The organism is Halomonas sp. 1513 (assembly GCA_001971685.1).
Taxonomy (GTDB): Bacteria; Pseudomonadota; Gammaproteobacteria; order Pseudomonadales; family Halomonadaceae; genus Franzmannia.
The window spans coordinates 3,328,045-3,346,939 of record CP019326.1 but is presented as its reverse complement, the minus strand read 5'-3'; the positions used below and the strand labels follow the sequence as shown (position 1 = coordinate 3,346,939).

17 protein-coding genes are annotated in these 18,895 nt (G+C 67.9%); 9 read left to right on the top strand and 8 right to left on the bottom strand.

Features of this window, described 5'->3' with window-relative positions; translation table 11 throughout:
• Positions 1-54: 54 nt before the first annotated feature.
• The 4 genes from BWR19_15180 to BWR19_15165 all read right to left on the bottom strand — a co-directional run bounded on the left by BWR19_15180 (position 55) and on the right by BWR19_15165 (position 4,446).
• On the bottom strand, positions 55-1,527 hold the full coding sequence (locus BWR19_15180; GenBank protein ID APX94175.1) for an ABC transporter permease: 1,473 nt from the start codon (positions 1,525-1,527) through the stop codon (positions 55-57).
• Complete coding sequence (locus BWR19_15175; protein APX94174.1) at positions 1,527-2,180, bottom strand: ABC transporter; 654 nt, start codon at positions 2,178-2,180, stop codon at positions 1,527-1,529. The genes BWR19_15180 and BWR19_15175 overlap by 1 nt, the downstream gene beginning before the upstream one ends.
• Positions 2,180-3,046, bottom strand: coding sequence for a putative selenate ABC transporter substrate-binding protein (locus BWR19_15170; GenBank protein APX94173.1), 867 nt, complete (start codon positions 3,044-3,046; stop codon positions 2,180-2,182). Before BWR19_15170 ends, BWR19_15175 begins: the two co-directional genes overlap by 1 nt.
• A 113-nt stretch (positions 3,047-3,159) precedes the next feature.
• Positions 3,160-4,446, bottom strand: coding sequence for a hypothetical protein (locus BWR19_15165; GenBank protein APX94172.1), 1,287 nt, complete (start codon positions 4,444-4,446; stop codon positions 3,160-3,162).
• Between the two features lie 146 nt (positions 4,447-4,592).
• On the opposite strand from BWR19_15165, the gene BWR19_15160 reads away from it, so the two are divergent.
• On the top strand, positions 4,593-5,582 hold the full coding sequence (locus BWR19_15160; protein APX94171.1) for a glycosyl transferase family 1: 990 nt from the start codon (positions 4,593-4,595) through the stop codon (positions 5,580-5,582).
• Positions 5,583-5,590: 8 nt separating this feature from the next.
• On the opposite strand, the gene BWR19_15155 is transcribed toward BWR19_15160, so the two are convergent.
• Positions 5,591-7,921, bottom strand: a complete 2,331-nt coding sequence (locus tag BWR19_15155; protein APX94170.1) for a selenide, water dikinase SelD — start codon at positions 7,919-7,921, stop codon at positions 5,591-5,593.
• 135 nt (positions 7,922-8,056) lie between these two features.
• On the opposite strand from BWR19_15155, the gene BWR19_15150 reads away from it, so the two are divergent.
• Positions 8,057-9,019, top strand: a complete 963-nt coding sequence (locus tag BWR19_15150) for an L-histidine N(alpha)-methyltransferase (GenBank protein APX94169.1) — start codon at positions 8,057-8,059, stop codon at positions 9,017-9,019.
• A gap of 22 nt (positions 9,020-9,041) precedes the next feature.
• Here the strand turns inward: BWR19_15150 and BWR19_15145 are convergent, their stop codons facing one another.
• Complete coding sequence (locus tag BWR19_15145; protein APX94168.1) at positions 9,042-10,190, bottom strand: hypothetical protein; 1,149 nt, start codon at positions 10,188-10,190, stop codon at positions 9,042-9,044.
• On the bottom strand, positions 10,191-10,460 hold the full coding sequence (locus BWR19_15140) for a hypothetical protein (GenBank protein APX94167.1): 270 nt from the start codon (positions 10,458-10,460) through the stop codon (positions 10,191-10,193).
• Between the two features lie 164 nt (positions 10,461-10,624).
• On the opposite strand from BWR19_15140, the gene BWR19_15135 reads away from it, so the two are divergent.
• The 6 genes from BWR19_15135 to BWR19_15110 all read left to right on the top strand — a co-directional run bounded on the left by BWR19_15135 (position 10,625) and on the right by BWR19_15110 (position 16,814).
• On the top strand, positions 10,625-11,164 hold the full coding sequence (locus tag BWR19_15135) for a hypothetical protein (protein APX94166.1): 540 nt from the start codon (positions 10,625-10,627) through the stop codon (positions 11,162-11,164).
• Between the two features lie 163 nt (positions 11,165-11,327).
• Positions 11,328-12,287 (top strand): C4-dicarboxylate ABC transporter substrate-binding protein, encoded by a 960-nt coding sequence (locus BWR19_15130; GenBank protein ID APX94165.1) that lies wholly within the window; start codon positions 11,328-11,330, stop codon positions 12,285-12,287.
• Positions 12,288-12,318: 31 nt separating this feature from the next.
• Positions 12,319-12,843: a hypothetical protein gene (locus BWR19_15125; protein APX94164.1), complete on the top strand. Its 525-nt coding sequence runs from the start codon at positions 12,319-12,321 to the stop codon at positions 12,841-12,843.
• A gap of 30 nt (positions 12,844-12,873) precedes the next feature.
• Positions 12,874-14,898, top strand: coding sequence for a permease (locus BWR19_15120; GenBank protein APX94163.1), 2,025 nt, complete (start codon positions 12,874-12,876; stop codon positions 14,896-14,898).
• Positions 14,899-15,181: 283 nt separating this feature from the next.
• Positions 15,182-15,691 carry a 5-(carboxyamino)imidazole ribonucleotide mutase gene (locus BWR19_15115; GenBank protein ID APX94162.1) on the top strand — a complete coding sequence of 170 codons (510 nt, stop codon included), beginning with the start codon at positions 15,182-15,184 and terminating at the stop codon, positions 15,689-15,691.
• A 10-nt stretch (positions 15,692-15,701) separates the two neighbouring features.
• A complete protein-coding gene (locus tag BWR19_15110) occupies positions 15,702-16,814 on the top strand; it encodes a 5-(carboxyamino)imidazole ribonucleotide synthase (protein APX94161.1) in 1,113 nt (370 codons plus the stop codon).
• A 2-nt stretch (positions 16,815-16,816) separates the two neighbouring features.
• Here BWR19_15110 and BWR19_15105 read toward each other — a convergent pair whose 3' ends face one another.
• Positions 16,817-17,737, bottom strand: coding sequence for a LysR family transcriptional regulator (locus BWR19_15105; protein ID APX94160.1), 921 nt, complete (start codon positions 17,735-17,737; stop codon positions 16,817-16,819).
• A gap of 151 nt (positions 17,738-17,888) precedes the next feature.
• Between BWR19_15105 and BWR19_15100 the strand changes: the two genes are divergently transcribed.
• Entirely contained in the window at positions 17,889-18,746 is an 858-nt protein-coding gene (locus BWR19_15100) for a hypothetical protein (protein APX94159.1), read from the top strand.
• Positions 18,747-18,895 lie beyond the last annotated feature (149 nt).

Here is an 18,895-nt window from a genome sequence, read left to right as displayed (position 1 = left end):
CAGCGCCCCCGCCGGTCACCCGGCGGGGGCGTTTGTCCTTCGGGGACGAGTCGGCTACGGCTCGCTACGGGCGGTGTGGCTAAGGCGCAGGTGGGCGCGCAGTCGGCGGGCGAGGATATCCACCGCGATGTTGAGCAGCGCGGTGATCAGGATCAGCAGCATGGCGCGGTCGAAGCGCAGCTCCTGGATGGCGCTGTCGACGTAGAAACCCAGGGTGGCGATGCCGAGAATCCCGAGTATCGCCGTCTCGCGCATGATGATCTCCCAGCGGTAGAAGAGCAGCGCCAGGAAGGGGCCGTAGACCCGCGGCGCCACCTCGTAGGCGTAGCGGTTGATGCCGCCCGGGGCGTCCTGGCGCAGGTGGATCTCGTTGCTGCGGCGTCCGACCAGGTGGCCGATGATGCCGCCGTTGTGCAGCGCCAGGGCGACCACCGCCGGCAGCATCGAGGGCCCCCACAGCTGCAGCAGGATAAAGGCCAGCAGATACTCCGGCGTCGAACGCATGACCACCAGCAGCACATGACCGGCGGTGCCGCCCAGGCGCCCGGTGAAGTGGCGCGAGATCAGCGGGAACAGCGTCATCGCCAGCACCCCGGTGAGTACCAGGGCGATCTGGGTCAGCAGCAGGGTGTGCCAGATGCCGGGCAGGGCCTGGCCGAGCAGGAGGTCGCCGAACCAGGGCCACAGGCCCTCCAGGCCCTCGCCGTTGCGCAGCGGGGCGGGCACGATGTCCTCGGTGAAGAAGCGCGAGACGTTGCTCCACACGATCGGCAGCCCGGTACCCAGCAGGAAGGGGGAGGCCACCAGGTAGAGGGGCAGCAGCCGTGGCCGCGCCCATAGCCGCAGGCTGGCGATCAGGGCGTAGAAGAGCAGCAGCAGTGCGCCCACCGTGCCGTAGTGGCCCTGGGCGAAGGCGCCTGCCAGGTGAAAGCCCAGGGTCGGCATGCCGACGAAGCCGATCACCGCGCTGGAGCGCAGGCCGCACTCGAGGCGGTAGGCGGTATAGCTGACCAGGTGCGGCCAGGCCTGGCTGATGCGGGTATAGACCAGCGCCGATAGCCGCCCGGCGCGCTGTGGCAGGCTGCGTTCCGGCTGTGGGTCGCACTCGTCGAGGATCTCGGCATAGACCTTGGCGAAGGTGCCGGCGTAGGGAATGGCGATGGCCAGTACCCCGGTGATCGGGTGCAGGCCGAAGCTCTGCAGGAAGATCAGCGCCCAGAACAGTTCGTGGATGGCGCGGATAAAGGCGCAGAAGGTGCGCACCCAGACATGCCGGAAGAGCAGGGCCAGCAGCATGCCCGCCGCCGAGCCGAGCCCCACGCCGACGAAGGCGAAGGCCACGGTTCGCAGCAGGGCCTCGCCGAGGAAGTCGACGCGCGAGAGGTCGGGCTGGATCAGCCCCATGAACAGGCGGCCCAGCGCGTGCCAGGGGTCGTGGGTGCTGATCTCGAAGTCGCCGAACAGCAGGCACACCGCCGCCAGCAGGACCAGCCCCAGGGTAACGCGACGCGTGGCGGTCAACGGCATCAGTAGAGCGGCAGCAGGTCGGTGGCGGAGAGGCGCTGGCTGGGCTGGTCGATGGCGATGGCGCCATCCTGGATGCCGATCACCCGGGTGCAGTAGCGCAGTGCCAGGTCCACGTCGTGCATGGCCAGCACCGCGGTGGGGTAGGCGTCGGTCAGCGCGGTCAGGGTCACCTCGGAGAGCGGGCCGTCGAGTGCCGAGACGGGCTCGTCGGCGAGCAGCATGCCGCCGCCCTGATGGATGACCCGCGCCGCGGCAACGCGCTGGCGTTGCCCGCCGGAGAGTTCGCCGCAGGGTGTCCAGCGCTTGTCGTCCAGGCCGAGCCGGCCGAGCAGGGTGTCGATCTCCGTCACGTCGGCTGGCCGTGGGCGCACCAGGGTCAGCAGGTTGCGCCACCAGGGGTGGCGGTCGAGCCGGCCCATGTAGACATTGTGGAATACCGAGAGTGTCGTCACGAGACCCAGGTCCTGGGGCATCAGGGCGGCCCCCTGGTCGCGCCAACGGTCATACATCACCGACAGCAGCGTCGACTTGCCGGCACCGCTGCGACCCACCAGCGCCACGCGTTCGCCGGGTGCCAGCGTCAGGCTCAGTGGGCCGAGCACGCGCACCTCGCCATAGGTGGCGACGGCATCCTGCAGCGCCAGCAAGGTCATCAGTCGAGCAGCCCCAGGGACTGCGCGACCTCGAGGATTTCCCGGTAGTCGTCGTTCACGGCAGGGATGAAGCCTGCGCGGGGAAAGCTGGCCAGCAGGTCGGGGTCATCCATGTCGAGCAGGGCCTGCTGGAGGCGCTCGGTGAAGCCCTCGCCGAAGCGCTCATCGACGTCGCCACGCACCGTCCACTGGTAGTCGGGGTAGGGCGGCGTCTCCCAGATCACCTGAACCCGGTCGAGGTCGATGTTGCCCGCTTCGAGCTCGTTCTCCCACGCCTTGTAGCTGACCACGCCGGCCTGGTAGGCGCCGGACTGCACCACCGAGATGGTACGGCTGTGGTTGCCGCTGAAGCCGACCCGGGTAAACAGCTCGTCGGGCGAGGCGCCGAGGTGCTCGCGCAGGAAGTACTCCGGCATCAGCCGCCCGGAGGTCGAGCTCTGGGAGCCGAAGCTGAAGGTCAGGTCGCGCAGGCCCTCGGGGGCGGTGTCGCCGCCGTGCGGTTCGAGTCCGGTCTGCTGGTTGGCGATGAAGTAGCTCTTGTACTCGGGGTCCTCCACGCCCTGCGCGATGGCGCGAGAGCCCGGCACCAACTGGCGTGCCTGCACGCCGGTGAAGCCGCCGAACCAGGCCAGCTGCACCTGGTTGTTGCGAAAGGCGGTGACCGAGGCGGCATAGGAGGTTACCGGAATGAAGCGGACCTCCACCTCCAGCGTCTCGGCGAGGTAGTCGGCGACGGCCTGGAAGCGCTGCTGCAGGCGTGTCTCATCCTCGTCGGGGATGGCGGTGAACACCAGGGTCTGGGCGGCGGCCAGGGAAGGCGTGATGAGTGTGACAAGCGCAAGAGCAGGCAGCAGGCGTCGGAACATGTCAGGGCGTCCTTGTGGGGGAGTGGCCAGTCGAGATTATCTTGGCTTCTAGAGCATAGAGCCTGGGTAACCGGAACGGGCCATGATACCGAAAATCCCAGGGCTATCTCCTCTTAGAGCGCGCAGGTACGAAACCCCGCCAGGATGTCCTGGCGCTCCGGGGTGAAGAAATTACGGTAGCCGTTATGGATCAGCCGCCCCCGGGTGGCCCAGGCCCCGCCGCGCAGCACGTAGCGGCCCTCCTTGAACCAGGGCGCCGAGTAGTCGCGGTACAGCTCGGGCTCGAAGCCCGGGAAGGGGCCGAAGGGCGAGGCCGTCCACTCCCAGACGTTGCCCAGCATCTGTCGGCAGCCGAAGGCGCTGTCGCCGTCGGGCAGTGCCGCCACGTCCAGCGACGCCAGGCGCCAGCCGTCCAGATTGGCCAGCCGGGCATCCGGCGGCGTGTCGCCCCAGGGGAAGCGACGCTTGCCGGGGGCGAGCGAGGCCCCGTCGGGTGTTGGCTCGCGGCTGGCGGCAACCTCCCATTCGGCTTCGCTGGGCAGGCGACGACCGGCCCAGCGACACCAGGCCTCGGCCTCGAACCAGCTCACATGCACCACCGGCTGATGGGGGGCCAGCGGCAACCAGCGGTCGAAGCGTCGCTCCTCCCAGCGGCCGTTGGCGCCCTTGCGCCAGTAGACGGGTGCCCGCAGGCCCTGTTTTTCGCACCAGCGCCAGCCGGCCTCGCTCCACAGTTCTCGTCGTGCATAGCCGCCGTCGTCGACGAAGGCGGCGAACTCGGCGTTGGTCACCGGCGCCTTGGCGATCGAGAAGGGCGCCACTTGGACTTCCAGGGGCGCCTTCTCATTGTCGAACCGGAAGGGAACGCTTTCATCGGAGCCCAGCAGGTGGCGGCCGCCGGGGATGGCGACGTCGCCGGGCAGCGCACCGGCAGCGGGCTCGCCAGGGGCGAACCCCGGCGGTGGCGTGCCCAGGTCGGGGGCCGGGTCGCCAAGGGTCTGGCGGGTGTAGAGGAAGGCCTCGCCGTGCATGTCCTCGTGCAGGGTGGTGAGCTGGTAGACATAGCTCTGGGCCGGGCTGGCCTCGCCGTCGGGCAGGCGTTCGAGCATGGCCTGCTGGACCCGCGACAGATACGCCAGGGTCTGCTCCCGTGACGGAAGCGGTAGCGACCAACGGTCGTCATGGGCGATGCTGCTGGAATCGAACAGTCGCTCGGCATCGGCGAGCTGGTAGTCGGGCAGGCCAAAGAGGCCGCGCAGGGCGAAATGGTCGTGGAAGTAGCCCAGGTGGCCCAGCTCCCACAGCGGTGGATTGACGATCGCCAGCCGCGGGCCGAGTTCGCGGGCCTCCAGGGTGTCCTGCATCAGCGCCAGGCTGCGCGTCCGCGCGTCGGTGAGCATCGCCGCCAGCTCGACGGCGGGCCGGGGTGGCGTAGGCGGTGTGCTGAGTGGTGTGGAGAGCATGCCGACCTCGTCGAGAGTGGAGCGCTCAGGGAGCAAGGATAGGGAGTCGAGCTAAGTAGTCGAGATAGGGAGTCGAGATAGTGTTGAAGGTAGCGCTGATCACGCCGGCGCGTCGAGGCTCTCATGCCGGCAACCGGACCACGGCCACCCGCTGGGCGGGGCTGCTGCACGACCTGGGCTGTCGCGTGCGCGTTGCACAATCCGACGGGGACGCCGATGGCTGCCGCCTGGACGGCCAGCCTCCCGACCTGGTGCTGGCGCTGCATGCGGTGCGCAGCCACGCCGCCATTCGCGCCTGTCGCGCCGCTTTTCCGGCATGCCCGCTGGTGGTGGTGCTGACCGGAACCGACGTCTACCGCTTCCAGCACAGCGACCCGGAGGCGTTTCTCGACAGCCTCGCCGCCAGCGATGCCTTGATCGGCCTGCATGACTGCCTGGCCGAGGATCTGCCGCCGCGCTTCCTGTCGCGCCTGCATGTCGTCCACCAGTCGGCCCTGCCACTGCCGCCCCGTGCCCCGGGACCCATCCGTCGCCGTTTCGAGGTGCTGGTCGCCGGCCACCTGCGCGAGGAGAAGGATTCGCTGCGTGCGGCCCTGGCCGTGCACGAGCTGCCATCGACGTCGCGGTTGTGCGTGGTGCAACTCGGTGGCGCCCACCGCCCGGAGTGGGCCGAGGCCGCCCGCGAGGAGATGGCCTGCAATGCGCGTTACCGCTGGCTCGGCGACCTGCCCCGTTGGCGGGTGCGTCAGTGGATGGCCCGGGCACGGCTGATGGTGATCAGCTCGCGCATGGAAGGGGGCGCCAATGTGGTCAGCGAGGCCTGCGTGGCCGGCCTGCCGGTGGTGGCCTCCGATATCCCCGGAAACCGCGGGCTGCTGGGCGACGACTACGCCGGCTACTTCCCGGTGGCCGACACCGCGGCCCTGAGGGCCCTGTTGTGCCGAGCAGAGGCCGAACCGGCCTTCGTCGACCGGCTCCGCCAGCAGGTGCTGGTGCGGGCACCACTGTTCAGCCCCGCGGCCGAGCGGGAGGCGCTGGCGCGAGTCATCGCCGCCTGCGGGCTGACGCTTTAATCTCGCCCTCAACCCTTCAGGTGGATGGGTTCCAGCGCTTCGCCGGCCTCGAGGACGTGGCCGATGATGGCGGCCCTGGCGTAGCCCAGGGCGTGCAGGGCCGCGAGGCAGGCCTCGGCGCGCTCGGCGGGCACGCTGGCCAGCAGGCCGCCGGCGGTCTGGGGGTCGAACAGCAGCGGATAGCGGGGGTGGTCGACCCAGGCGGCCTGGTCGTGGATGGCACGGCGCAGGCGCACGTTGGCGGGTTGCAGCGAGCTCAGGATACCGGCGGCGACGGTCTCCTCGGCGCCCTCGAGCAGCGGCAGCGCCGTCAGGTCGAGTTCGGCATCCACCCCGGAAGGGCGCGTCATCTCCACCAGGTGCCCCAGCAGGCCGAAACCGGTGAGGTCGGTACAGGCGGTGGCGCCGTGTTCGCGGAGGCAGCTCGCCCCCTGGCGGTTGGACTGGCACATGCTCTCCAGGGCGGCGTCGATCCAGCGCCCCCGGGCGCCGAGCCGGGCATGGGCGGCGAACAGGGTGCCGGTGCCGATGGGCTTGGTCAGGATCAGCACCTGGCCCGGGCGCAGGCCGCCTTTCGTCAGGATCGCTTTCCCCTTGGGGCTGTCGCTCGCTCCACCGGCGTCGATCAGGCCGTTGACGGCAAACCCCAGGGCCAGCTCGCTGCCCTCGCCGGTGTGCCCGCCGACCAGGGCGCAGCCGGCCTCGTTGAGCACCTCAACGGCACCGCGCATCATCTGGTAGACGGTGTCCTCGACCTTGGCCTCGAGCCCCTGGGGCACCGTGGCCACGGCGGTGGCGGTCTGGGCCTCGGCGCCCATGGCGAAGATGTCGCCCAGGGCGTGATTGGCGGCGACCTTGCCGAACACATAGGGGTCGTCGATGAAGGCGCGGAAGAAGTCGACGGTATGCACCACGTCCTTGCCCGGCGGTACCCGTACCACGGCGGCATCGTCCGGGGCGTGAAGGCCCACCAGCACCTCGTCCCGCTCCACCGGCTGCAGGGTCGAGAGGGCCCGGGAGAGCACCGAGGCGCCGACCTTGGCACCACAGCCGCCGCAGCGCATGGCGATGGCCGAGATCGCCTGGGCGCTCTCCTCCTCGTTCAGCGCCACGCGGCTGGCCCGGGGCGCCCGCATGGCGCCTTCCTCCATCGGCGGCAAGTCGTTGAACTTGGACATGAAACGCCGATCGATGCCGTCCTTCCAGCGCCACACCCAGTCACCGGCGAGAAAGAGGCCGCCGCGGGAGGCCACGGCATGACGGTCGCCGGTGCTGATCAGCGCCAGCCATTGCGCCTGGGGGCGGTAGGGCGACAGGGCGCGGCCGGTCACGGCGGCGCGCAGGTTGTCGGCCAGCGGGCGCCCTTGCCGCACGGCGAAGACCCCGGCCTTCTCGCGGGGATGGTCGACCTGGCTGGCGATATCGCCGGCGGCGAAGATGCGTGGGTCGGAGAGCGACTGCAGGGTGTCGCCGACCTGGATGAAGCCGTCGTCGTCGAGTGCCAGGTGGGTGTCGCGCAGCCAGGCGGCGCCGCCGGCATTGGTGACCCAGACGATCTCGTCGGCGGCGTGCCAGTTGCCGTCGGCGGTCTGCAGCCGGCCCGCCTCGACACCGACCACGTCGGTGGCGGTGTGCACCTCGACGCCGCGCTGCTTGAGGGTGGCCTGGAAGTGAGCGCGCACTCGGGGATTGTGGGTCGGCAGGATCTGCGTGCCACGGGTGAAGAGGGAGAAGCGCAGTTCACTCGGGTCGCGGGCCTGGGCGCTGAGTTCGTTGCTCAGCCGGTACTGCATGGCCAGCAGCAGCTCGACGCCGCCAGCGCCGCCGCCGACCACCGCGACGCGGGTCTGGTCCGGGTGCTGCCCGGTGTGTGGGTGCGAGAGACGTTCGAGCAGGCTCTGCCAGCGGTCGTTGAACTGGTGGATCGGCTTGACCGGCACCGCATGCTCGCCGGCACCGCTGACCGAATTCACGCTGGGGGTCGAGCCGATATTGATCGACATCCAGTCGTAGGGCACCGGCGGGCGCGAGCGGCAGAGGACGGTCTGGGCCTCGTGGTCGATGCCGATGGCCTCGTCGCGGAAGAAGCGTGCCCCGGCGTACTCCGCCAGGCGGCGCAGGTCGATATGCACGTCGTCATAGCTGTAGTGCCCGGCCACATAGCCCGGCAGCATGCCCGAGTAGGGGGTATGGGTGTCGCGGCAGATCACGGTGAGCCTGACGCCGGGTTCGGGTTTCATGGCGAAGCGCTTCAACACCCCCACGTGGGTGTGTCCGCCGCCAACCAGGACGATATCCCGTAACGCTTGTAACCCCAGGGACTGCTGCGGTTGCTGCATGGTCAGGCTCGCTCTAGATTGATGAGACGTCGACGTTGCCGCCACAGTCTAAAGGCAAATCGATGGTACGACGCCATCCCGCAGATCGGCGTATTGTCGAACCCTGCCAGCACCGTTCGCCAGCGAGGCCAAGCGATGTCCACTGCAGTGCGTTTTCACGACCAGCATGTCGACGAGACGGGGCCGTCGTTTCGCGACGACGTGATCGCCGGGCTGGGCCGCTCTCCCAAGGCCTTGTCGCCCAAGTATTTCTACGATGAGCAGGGATCCCTGCTGTTCGAATCGATCTGCCGCCAGCCCGAGTACTACCTGACCCGCACCGAGGAGAGCATCCTCGCCGAGGCCGCCGAGGAGATCGCGGCGCTGGTCGGGCCGGAGTCGCTGCTGGTCGAACTGGGCAGCGGCGCCAGCCGCAAGGTGCGCCTGCTGCTCGAGGCGATGCGCCCGACGCGCTACCTGGGGGTGGATATCTCTCGGGATTTCCTGCTGCAGAGCACCCGCCGCCTGGCGGCCGACTACCCCTGGCTGGAGGTGCATGCCGCCTGGGCGGACTTTTCGGCGCGCCTGCGCTTGCCGTCGGGTGTCGAGGGGCGACGGGTGGTGGCCTTCTTTCCCGGCTCGAGCATCGGCAACTTCGCGCCGGCCGAGGCCGAGGCCTTCCTCGCCGCGCTGCGCCGGGCCCTGCCCCACGGCAGCGGGGTGCTGATCGGCGTCGACCTGGTCAAGGATAGCGACCTCCTCGAGGCGGCCTACAACGATGCCGCCGGTGTGACGGCGGCCTTCAACCTCAACCTGCTGGAGCGCATGCGCCGGGAACTGGGGGCCAAGGTAGAGCCTGGCAGCTTCCGCCATCGGGCCTTCTTCAACGAGGCGGCCTCGCGCATCGAGATGCACCTGGTCAGCGAGTGCCGGCAGACGCTCGTCCTCGAGGATCACCGCTTCGAGTTCGAACCGGGCGAGACGCTGCACACCGAGAACTCCTGTAAATACAGCGTGGCGGGCTTCCAGGCGTTGGCACGGCGAGCGGGGTATCGGCCGAGCGCGGTCTGGCGCGACGCCGAGGGCCTGTTCAGCGTGCACTATCTATCCAACGACTAGCTCGCCTATGGCCGGACGTCTTTCATGGCGCTGCCAGCGGCGGGCGGTAGCGGGCCATGAAGCGGCGGTCGCTGCGATCCTTCCAGCGCCACACCCAGGCGCCGGACCAGCTCCAGGGGCCGCGGCAGGCGACGGCGTAGCGGTCGCCGGTGCTGATCAGCGCCAGGTGGCGGCGCTGGGGGCGGTAGCGGGTCAGGGGGCGGTCGTGAAGGCTGGCGCGCAGGTTGTCGGCCAGCGCAGGGCCCTGACGCACGGCGTTAACCGCGGGCTTGTCGCGGCGGTAGTTGATCATCGAGGCGGTGTCGCCGGCGGCGAACACGTGGGGATGGCTGACGCTGGCCAGGTGGTCGTCGACGCGGATGAAACCCTCGGCGTCGAGGTCGAGGCCAGTGCTGGCCAGCCACGGCGCGGCACCGGCCTGCGTCGCCCACAGCAGTTCATCGAAGACCAGCCGGCGGCCGTCGGCGATGTGGATGCATCCGGCGCCGACGCTGACCACCTCGGCATCGCTGTGCAGCGTCACGCCGCGGCGCGTCAGCAGGCGGGTAAAGCGTCGCCTCACCCGCGCATTGTGGCCGGGCAGCAGCCGCGGGCCGCGGGTCACCAGGCAGAAACGCAGCAGATCCTCATCCAGACCGCGCTCACGGCACAGGCGCTGCAGACGCTGCTGCATGGCCAGCAGCATCTCGACGCCGCCGACGCCGCCACCCACCACCATGATGGTCTTGCTGACCGGGTCGTGCTGCAGCCGCTCGAGCAGCGCCAGCCAGCGCGCATTGAGCCCGTCGATGGGCTTGAGCGGCGTGGCGTGGTCGGCGGCACCGGGTACCGTCGCCAGGCGCGGTGTGGCACCGATATTCAGCGACAGGCGGTCGTAGGTGAGCGGCGAGTGGTCGTGGGGAATCACCCGCTGGGCGGCGAGGTCGAGGCCGTCGATGCTGTCGCGCAGGAAGCGCGCGCCGGCGGCCTCGGCCAGCGGCGCCAGGTCGATATGCGCGTCGTCGAAGTCGTAGTGCCCGGCGAGATAGCCGGGCAGCATGCCGGCGTAGGGCGTGAAGCGGTCGCGGCTGATCAGGGTCAGGCGTACGTCGAGGGCGGGGGCCAGCGCAAAGCGGCGCAGCACCTCGACGTGGCTATGGCCTCCCCCCACCAGCACCAGCTCGCGGGCCATCTAGCTTTCGTCTTCGACGCTATGGCGCAGGGTTTCCAGTTCTTCGACGGAAAAGTGCTCGATCTTGCCGGCCAGCAGGTCGCTGAGGCGCTGCGTGGGGATGCCGGCGCGCTGGGCAATCTCGCGGTTAGGCAGGTCGGATAGGGCGATGCGGCGAGTGACGACGCGCATCAGGCGGGAACGCTTCTCGAGTTCCCGGACGTCCAGGTCGGGTGTCGCTGGCGAAGGCTCACGCAGGTCCCAACCGGTCGTTAATCGTGCCGTGCTCATGTGGCTCCGTTGGCTTGGCTTTCGACCTGTTCAGGATGCAAGGTTTTGCGGCAATCTTCCAGCGCTTCACGGAGATTTTTTTGCCCCGCGCAGACCTGCCCGACGAGACGGCGTAGACTAGCGTCAATTGCCCGTTTTATTGCCTTGGACATCAGGATCTTGCAATGGCGCTTAGCGCAACCCCTTATAAAGTGACCCTGTCGCTCACCGATCTCGACCGCGGCGTCTATGCCACCGAGCGCTTTACCGTGGCGCGCCACCCCTCGGAGACCGAGACGCGCATGACGGTGAGGCTGCTGGCGCACGCGCTGTGGTACGACGAGGCGCTGGCCTTCGGCCGCGGCCTGTCGGACGTCGACGAGCCGGCGCTGTGGCAGAAGAGCCTCGACGGTCGGGTGCTGCACTGGATCGAGGTCGGCCTGCCCGACGCCGACCGCCTGACCTGGTGCTCGCGCCGCGCCGAGCGGGTCTCGCTGCTGGCCTACGGCAAGGTCGACGCCTGGGCCTCAAAGGTGCTGGCCACGGCCGAGTCGCTGGCCAACGTGCACGTGGCCAGCCTGCCGGCGGCGCCGCTGGCGGCGCTGGCCGAGGAGCTGCCGCGCAGCATCGACTGGGCGGTGATGATCAGCGAAGGCACGCTATATGTCACCGATGGTCGCGGCCAGCACGAGCTGGCCCCGACCTGGCTCAGCGGCGAGCGTTGAATGGCGAGCATATCCCGCCGTGCTCGGCAATGGTGAAATTGTCGTTGTAGTCACTCAGGCTACTGACGTGCTAGGTTTTTCAGGAGTGCGGCCCCCGGTTCACATGCGCGGCGGGTCGCCAACAATCATAACGAACGTCAGGTTTCACGACCGGAGGAAGTCCATGCGCACTATCAAATATGCGGTTGCCGCATCACTGCTGGCCACTGCCCCGCTGGCAGCCGCCCAGCAGCTGTCCATCGCCACCGGCGGTACCGGCGGGGTCTACTACCCGATCGGCGGCGGCTTTGCCGAGATGATCAACGACCATATCGAAGGTGCCAGCGCCACGGCCGAAGTTACCGGCGCCTCGGTGGAGAACATGGGCCTGATCATGCGCGGCGATGCCGACCTGGCCCTGGCCCTGGCGGATACCGTCTACCAGGCCTACAACGGTACCGGCGATTTCGAAGGCCGCCAGATCGAGAACACGCGCGCCCTGGCGTCGGTCTATCCTAATGCCGTGCAGCTGGTGACCCTGGCCGACTCCGACATCGAGTCGCTGGCCGACCTGGAAGGCAAGCGTGTCTCCGTGGGTGCCCCGGGCAGCGGTACCGAGCTCAACGCTCGCGCCCTGATCGAAGCCAACGGCATGAGCTACGACGACTTCCGTCCCCAGCGTCTCAACTTCAACGAGACCGCCGACGCCATTCGCGACGGTGACATCGACGCCGGTTTCTGGAGCGTGGGCCCGCCCACCAGCTCGATCCTCAACCTGGCGGCAACCCGCGACATTCGCCTGATCGGTTTCTCCGACGAGGAGATCGCCAACGCCCAGGAAGTCGAGCCGGTGTTTGCGCCTTACGAGCTCGAGGCGGGCATGTACGACGGCATGGATGAAGCGGTCCAGACCATCGGTATCCCCAACGTCCTGGTGGTCAATTCCGACATGGACGAAGAGCTCGCCTACCAGCTGACCAAGCTGCTGTTCGAGCACACCGATGAGCTGATCGCGGTGCATCCGGCGGCCAACGACACCACCATCGAGTTCACCATGGAATCCACCCCGGTGCCGCTGCATCCGGGCGCGATTCGCTATTTCGAGGAAGTCGACGCCGACATCCCGGATCGTCTGCGTCCGTAACGGTAACGCGGCGCGATCCAGCGATGTGACGATGAACATCGTGAGATTCGGCAACCTGGCAGGGCGGACACTGGTGTCCGCCCTGCTGTTGTGTTTTAGCGCTCCCATATTAGCGTTGGGCGATGATGCGGCGCGTCCAGACGCCGTCTTGCAGGCGGTAGGCCAGGACGGCAGCGTGCTCGCCGAGGTGGCGCGGGCACCGGGGGAGCGATGGTGCCTGGGCTGGAACCATTCGGTGCGCCATTTCACGGTCCTCGACTGCTACCGCAACGTGGCCGGCGAGATGCAGTTGGAGCGCAGTCATCAGCCCGACTTTGCCGCCGGCCTGGGGCACTCCCAGGGGCGCGGCGAACAGGTATCCGATGGCCAGGGCGGCTATTGGATCAATGACATTCATGAGCCCGTCGCCGACAACCGCTATGCACTGCGGGTCGGCTCCCGCGAGGTCGATCATCGCCTGATCTGGGAGGTGGGCGGTGAGACGCAGACCCTGAGCCTCAGCGAGCGAGCCAGCGGTGAACGGGTCATCCTACAACTTATCACGCTCGAGCATTGAGCGAGCCAGACGACGTCTGACGAGGAATTCATGAGCGACTCGACGAGCCCACCGGTGCAGATGCCGGGCGGCAACGCCATCCAACCGCGCGCGATACTGTGGTTGATCACTATCGTGGCGGTAGGGCTGTCCCTGTTTCAGCTCTACTCGGCGGGTATCCAGCCGCTGGGGCTGTTCTACCAGCGCGGGATTCACCTGGCGCTGATCATGATGCTGGCCTTTTTGATCTTTCCGGCCTTCGGCCCCCACCGCAAGCGCGGCATCATCGGCGGGCTGATCGATGCGGTGTTCTTTGCCGGGGCGGTGGTCACCGGCGGCTATATCCTGTTCTTCCTGGATGACATCATCTCGCGTGCCGGCTTCTGGAACGAGACGGATATCCTGGTGGCCTGCATTGCCACCGTGACCGTCCTCGAGGCCAGCCGTCGCGCGGTGGGCTTCGGCATGACGCTGATCGGCCTGCTGGCCATCGTCTACGCCTTCGCCGGGCCGCGCGGCGAGCTGCCGTGGCTCGGCCAGTGGATGCCGGGCATCCTCGAGCATCGCGGCTATAACCTCGAGCGGGTGGCCGGCCAGCTGTATCTCGGCCAGGAGGGGATCTTCGGCCTGCCGCTGGGCGTGGCGGCGACCTACATCTTCATCTTCGTGCTGTTCGGCGCCTTCCTCGAAAGCACCGGCGCCGGCAAGTTCTTCATCGACATGGCCTACGCGGCCACCGGCCGCCAGCGCGGCGGGCCGGCCAAGGCGGCGGTCATCGCCTCGGCGGGCATGGGCTCGATCTCCGGCAGCGCCATCGCCAACGTGGTGACCACCGGCGCCTTCACCATTCCGCTGATGAAGCGACTCGGCTACAAGCCGCACCAGGCCGGCGGCATCGAGGCCGCGGCCTCCACCGGCGGCCAGATCATGCCGCCGCTGATGGGCGCTGGCGCCTTCCTGATCGCCGAGTACACCAACACCCCCTATCTCGAGGTGGTCAAGGTCAGCATCCTGCCGGCGATCATGTACTTCGCCACCGTCTACCTGTTCGTGCATATCATCGCACTCAAGCAGGGCATGCAGGGCATGGCGCGCAGCGAGCTGCCCAAGATGCGCGACGTGATGCGCGACGGCTGGCACTTCCTGCTGCCGCTGGGCGTGCTGGTGTGGCTGCTGGTGATGAATCTTTCGCCGATGCGAGTGGGTTTCTATGCCGTGGTGACCATGGTCGCCGTGGCGGTTCTGCGCTATGCGATCTGGTTCCTGTTCGTGGCGCCGCGCCAGGGGCAGACGGTGACCTTCGAGAGCATCAAGCGGGTGGTGATCGCCGGCTTCATCAAGCTGGTCGAAGGCCTCGAGCTTGGCGCGCGTAATGCCGTGGCGGTGTCCATGGCGTGTGCCGTGGCCGGCATCATCGTCGGCGTGGTCGGCCTCACCGGCCTGGGCCTCAAGTTCTCGTCGATGATGATGGCGTTCTCCGGCGGCAACCTGGTGCTGGCGCTGGTGATGGTACTGCTGGCCAGCCTGATCCTGGGCATGGGCCTGCCGGTCACCGCCAGCTATATCGTGCTGATCGTGCTGGTCGGCCCGGCACTGACCGCCGAGTTCGGCGTGCCGCTGCTGATCGCCCACCTGGTGGTGTTCTGGTACTCCCAGGACTCCAACGTCACGCCACCGATAGCCTTGGCCGGCTTTGCCGGGGCGGCGATCGCCGGCTCCAAGCCGATGGAGACCGGCTTCCAGGCCTGGAAGTTCGCCAAGGGCCTCTACCTGATCCCGATGTTCATGGTCTTCAATCCGGAGATCATCGTCGGCGGACCGGTACCGGTGGTGATCTGGAACGGGGTGATCGCGATATTCGCGCTCTGTGCCTTCGCCGCGGCGCTGGAGGGCTACCTGTTCACGCGCATGTCGCTGCTGCCGCGACTGGCCATCGTGCCGTCCATCGTGGCGGTGTTCTACCCCAACCTGATGGCCGAGATCGTCGGGGTGGTGGTGATGGCGCTGGCGATCGGCGGCAACTGGCTGGCCAGCCGTCGTGAGGCGGTGGCCACGCCTTCGCCGAATAGCGGCTAAGCGCCGTGCACGCCTAGGCTAACCGCGCATAGCTACTAAGCGAAGGACGCCGGGGGCAGGCTGAAGAGGAGGTTTCGATGCCATGGATGGCATCGGTAGCGCCCATGGATGGTTTACAGCGCCTCCTCGTAAGCCTGCCCCCGGATCAGTCCTGAGCGGTGCCGGTATTCGCAATAGGCATATCAACGGATCAGTCCTGCCTGCTTGGTCAAGATGACGGCGCCCGCGGGCGCCGTTAGAATGTCTGCCCTTCGCATTCCAGTGTCACTTCCGGGAGCCATAGATGCCATCCAATCAGCAGCCGCGCGTAGGCGTGATCATGGGGTCCAAGTCCGACTGGCCGGTGATGGAGCATGCGGTGGCGATGCTCGAACGCCTCGGCGTGGCCTATGAGACCAAGGTGGTCTCGGCCCACCGCACCCCCGATCTGCTGTTCGACTATGCCAAGAGTGCCGCCGGGCGCGGCCTGCAGGTGATCGTCGCCGGCGCCGGTGGTGCGGCGCACTTGCCGGGGATGGTGGCGTCCCAGACGCCGCTGCCGGTGCTCGGCGTGCCGGTGGAGTCCAAGTCGCTCAAGGGGCTCGACTCGCTGCTGTCGATCGCCCAGATGCCCGGCGGTATCGCCGTGGGGACGCTGGCCATCGGCAAGGCCGGCGCCACCAATGCCGGCCTGCTGGCGGCGCAGATCGTCGGCCTGCAGGATGCCAAGGTGCGCGAGGCGGTGGAGGCCTTCCGCGCCGAGCAGACCCAGGCGGTGCTCGACAACCCCGATCCCCGACCGCAAGCGCAGTGAGGTGACCCAGATGAACATCGGTGTACTCGGCGCCGGCCAGCTGGGCCGCATGCTGGCGCTGGCCGGCTATCCGCTGGCCAACCGCTTCACCTTCCTCGACACCACCGGCCACCCCAGCGCCGGCATCGGCGACGTGATGATCGATACCGATCGCAGGCACCTCGAGGCCTTCCTGGAGAAGGTCGAGCTGGTCACCTACGAGTTCGAGCACCTGCCGGTGTCGCTGGTGCAGGCCATCGAGGAGGTCAAGCCGGTCTATCCGTCCAGCGAGGCGATCCGCGTGTGCCAGAACCGCGCCGAGGAGAAGGCGCTGTTCGACCGCCTGGGCATCCCCACCCCGGCCTATCGGCTGGTGGAGAGCGCCGCCGAGCTCGAAGCCGCGGCCCGTGAACTGGGCACCCCGGTGGTCGCCAAGTCGGTGACCGAGGGCTATGACGGCAAGGGTCAGGCGGTGCTCAAGGATCCCGCCGAGGCCGCGGCTGCCTGGCGTGCCATCAACCACCCGCGGCTGATCGTCGAGGCCTTCGTCGACTTCGTGCGCGAAGTGTCGATCATCGCCGTGCGTGGCCGCGACGGCCAGGTGGTGTTCTATCCGATGGCCGAGAACCAGCACGTCGACGGTATCCTGCGCTACTCGATTGCTCCGCTGCCCGACCTCGAAGCCAGCGTGCAGCAGACCGCCGACGGCTATATCCGTGCGCTGCTCGATGAGCTCGACTACGTCGGGGTGCTGACCCTGGAGCTGTTCCAGGCCCGCGACGGCAGCCTGCTGGCCAACGAGATGGCGCCACGCGTGCACAACTCCGGCCACTGGAGCATGGACGGCGCGGTGACCAGCCAGTTCGAGAACCACCTGCGGGCCATTCAGGGGCTGCCGCTGGGCGACACCGCGGCGCGCATGCCGACCTGCATGGTCAACGTGATCGGCCAGGAGGGTGACCCGGCGGCGATACTCGCCATCGGTGATGCCCACCTGCACCGCTACGACAAGCGCGAGCGCCCCGGGCGCAAGCTGGCCCACGTCAACCTGGTGGCGCCGACCCACGCCGAGCTGCTCGACAAGGTGCGCGCCTGTGCCGCCCTGCTGCCGGATGCGCCGGCACCGCGCTTCAGCTTCGAATAAGCCTACTGCACCTGCCGTCCGGCCTCGCCCAGCAGCCGCCTCAGCCAGCGCTGGGGCGGCGCCTGGTGGCTGCGCTCGTGCCATAGCTGGTAGAAGCGCATCGGCGGGAAGGCGATCGGCGAGGGCAGGATGCTCAGCGGCAGCAGATTGGCATAGAAGCGTGCGAAATGGCGGCTGGTGGTGAACACCAGGTCGCTGTCCGGCAGCAGATAGGGCGCCAGGGTGAAGGACTGCACCTCGACCACCGCATGGCGGCGCTCTCTCAGGCTGGCCAGCTGGCTGTCGATCAGCCCACGCTGGCTCATCGAGTAGGGCAGTGGCACCACATGCCGAGCGGCCAGGTACTGCTCGCGGGTCATGCCGCGACGCGCCAGTGGGTGGCGCGACGACACCAGGCACACGATCTCATCTTCCAGCAGCATCGACAGGTGCATGCGCTCCGGCGGCTCGGGCCAGTTGCCGATCACCACGTCCAGTTCGCCCTCGGCCAGGGCGCTTTCCACGTCGAACTCCGGCCCCAGCGCCTGGATCTCCAGCTGCGCCTGGGGTGCCTCGCGGCAGAAGCGGGCCACTGCGGTGGTCATGAAGATCGGCGCCAGGTAGTCGGGCGCGCCGAGCCGGAAGCGCTGGCGGCTGGCGAAGGGGCTGAATGCCTGCGGCGGCCGGGTCAGCTTGTCGAGGGCGGCCAGCGCCGCCTCGGCGTCGGGTAGCAGCTGCAGGGCGCGCTCGGTGGGCACCATGCCGCCTTTCTCCCTGACCAGCAGTGGATCGTCGAAGGTCTCGCGCAGCTTACGCAATGCGGCGCTGATCGCCGGCTGTGACTGATGCAGGCGCAGGGCGGTTCGCGACACGCTGCGCTCGGCGATCAGCAGGCACAGCACACGCAGCAGATAGGGGTCGAGGGAGGCCTGGCGAGACGTCATGTCGGCTCCTTGTTGACCGATTGATCATATTGTTTGGTTTATAAGTGGTATTGGAGTATATCGGTTTTCATCTTCTCTGGCGTCCCTAGACTGGGCGGGTGCAGCGCGACTGCATCCACGACAACGACAAGACGCCGGAGATCCTCTTTCCATGATTCATGCACGCTTTGTAACGATAGGCACCGGATTGGCGCTGGCGCTCGCCCTGGCTGGCCAGGCACAGGCCGCGACCTGGAGCAATACCTCGCTCGGCTACCGCTACGGCAGCGACTTCACCGAGCCCAATAACCCTGACCATGTCAGCAAACACATCCTCAACCTGAGTCATGCCAGCGGCTACTCCCGTGGCCAGAACTTCTTCAGTCTCGACGTGCTGCAGTCCGACGGCAACGACCCAGCGGCGGGCAGCGACAGCGGTGCTACCGAAGCCTATCTGGTCTACCGCCACCAGCTGCACTACGGCAAGCTGTTCGGCGAGCCGCTTGCGTTCGGCCCGGTGGGCGACGTGGCGCTGACCGGCGGCTTCGATCTCAATACCAAGAACAGCGCCTTCGCACCGCGCAAGCGCCAGCTGGTGCTGGGCCCGACCCTCAAGTTCGATCTGCCGCGCGGCTTTCTCGACGTCAGTCTGTTCGTCAGCCGCGAGTGGAATCACTGCGGCCAGGTGTGCGACAGCGCCGGCGTCGACAACCGCATCAGCTTCGACCCCTACTATCAGCTCAATATCGCCTGGAACGTGCCCTTCGACGTCGGCGCCGCGGCGATGAAGTTCCAGGGCTTCTACAACCTGAACGGCAGCAAGGGCGAGGACTATTTCGGCAATGACACCGCTACCGAGCAACTGCTGCGCAGCGCGTTGATGCTCGACGTGGGGCAGCTCAGCTGGGGTGAGAGCAACCAGCTGTGGGCCGGGGTCGGCTACGAGTACTGGCGCAACAAGTTCGGCAACCAGAACGCGCCGGGGGTGGATACCGACGCCATGACCGTCAATCTGGAGTGGCACTTCTAGTCGCGCCGAACACAGGGTTCGCTCGCGTGGTTGGCCGCCCCCAGGGGCGGCCTTTTTATGGGGGCGCCACGGCTTGACCTGGATCAAGCCAAACGGCATTGGCATGTCGCCTCCCTTGCGGTTGGCCGGCGATCGGTAACACTGGGGCA

Coding starts and splice junctions, on each gene's coding strand:
- BWR19_15180 (APX94175.1), bottom strand. CDS start 1,527: ATGCCGTTGACCGCCACGCGTCGCGTTACCCTGGGGCTGGTCCTGCTG.
- BWR19_15175 (APX94174.1), bottom strand. CDS start 2,180: ATGACCTTGCTGGCGCTGCAGGATGCCGTCGCCACCTATGGCGAGGTG.
- BWR19_15170 (APX94173.1), bottom strand. CDS start 3,046: ATGTTCCGACGCCTGCTGCCTGCTCTTGCGCTTGTCACACTCATCACG.
- BWR19_15165 (APX94172.1), bottom strand. CDS start 4,446: ATGCTCACCGACGCGCGGACGCGCAGCCTGGCGCTGATGCAGGACACC.
- BWR19_15155 (APX94170.1), bottom strand. CDS start 7,921: ATGCAGCAACCGCAGCAGTCCCTGGGGTTACAAGCGTTACGGGATATC.
- BWR19_15150 (APX94169.1), top strand. CDS start 8,057: ATGTCCACTGCAGTGCGTTTTCACGACCAGCATGTCGACGAGACGGGG.
- BWR19_15145 (APX94168.1), bottom strand. CDS start 10,190: ATGGCCCGCGAGCTGGTGCTGGTGGGGGGAGGCCATAGCCACGTCGAG.
- BWR19_15140 (APX94167.1), bottom strand. CDS start 10,460: ATGAGCACGGCACGATTAACGACCGGTTGGGACCTGCGTGAGCCTTCG.
- BWR19_15135 (APX94166.1), top strand. CDS start 10,625: ATGGCGCTTAGCGCAACCCCTTATAAAGTGACCCTGTCGCTCACCGAT.
- BWR19_15130 (APX94165.1), top strand. CDS start 11,328: ATGCGCACTATCAAATATGCGGTTGCCGCATCACTGCTGGCCACTGCC.
- BWR19_15125 (APX94164.1), top strand. CDS start 12,319: ATGAACATCGTGAGATTCGGCAACCTGGCAGGGCGGACACTGGTGTCC.
- BWR19_15120 (APX94163.1), top strand. CDS start 12,874: ATGAGCGACTCGACGAGCCCACCGGTGCAGATGCCGGGCGGCAACGCC.
- BWR19_15115 (APX94162.1), top strand. CDS start 15,182: ATGCCATCCAATCAGCAGCCGCGCGTAGGCGTGATCATGGGGTCCAAG.
- BWR19_15110 (APX94161.1), top strand. CDS start 15,702: ATGAACATCGGTGTACTCGGCGCCGGCCAGCTGGGCCGCATGCTGGCG.
- BWR19_15105 (APX94160.1), bottom strand. CDS start 17,737: ATGACGTCTCGCCAGGCCTCCCTCGACCCCTATCTGCTGCGTGTGCTG.
- BWR19_15100 (APX94159.1), top strand. CDS start 17,889: ATGATTCATGCACGCTTTGTAACGATAGGCACCGGATTGGCGCTGGCG.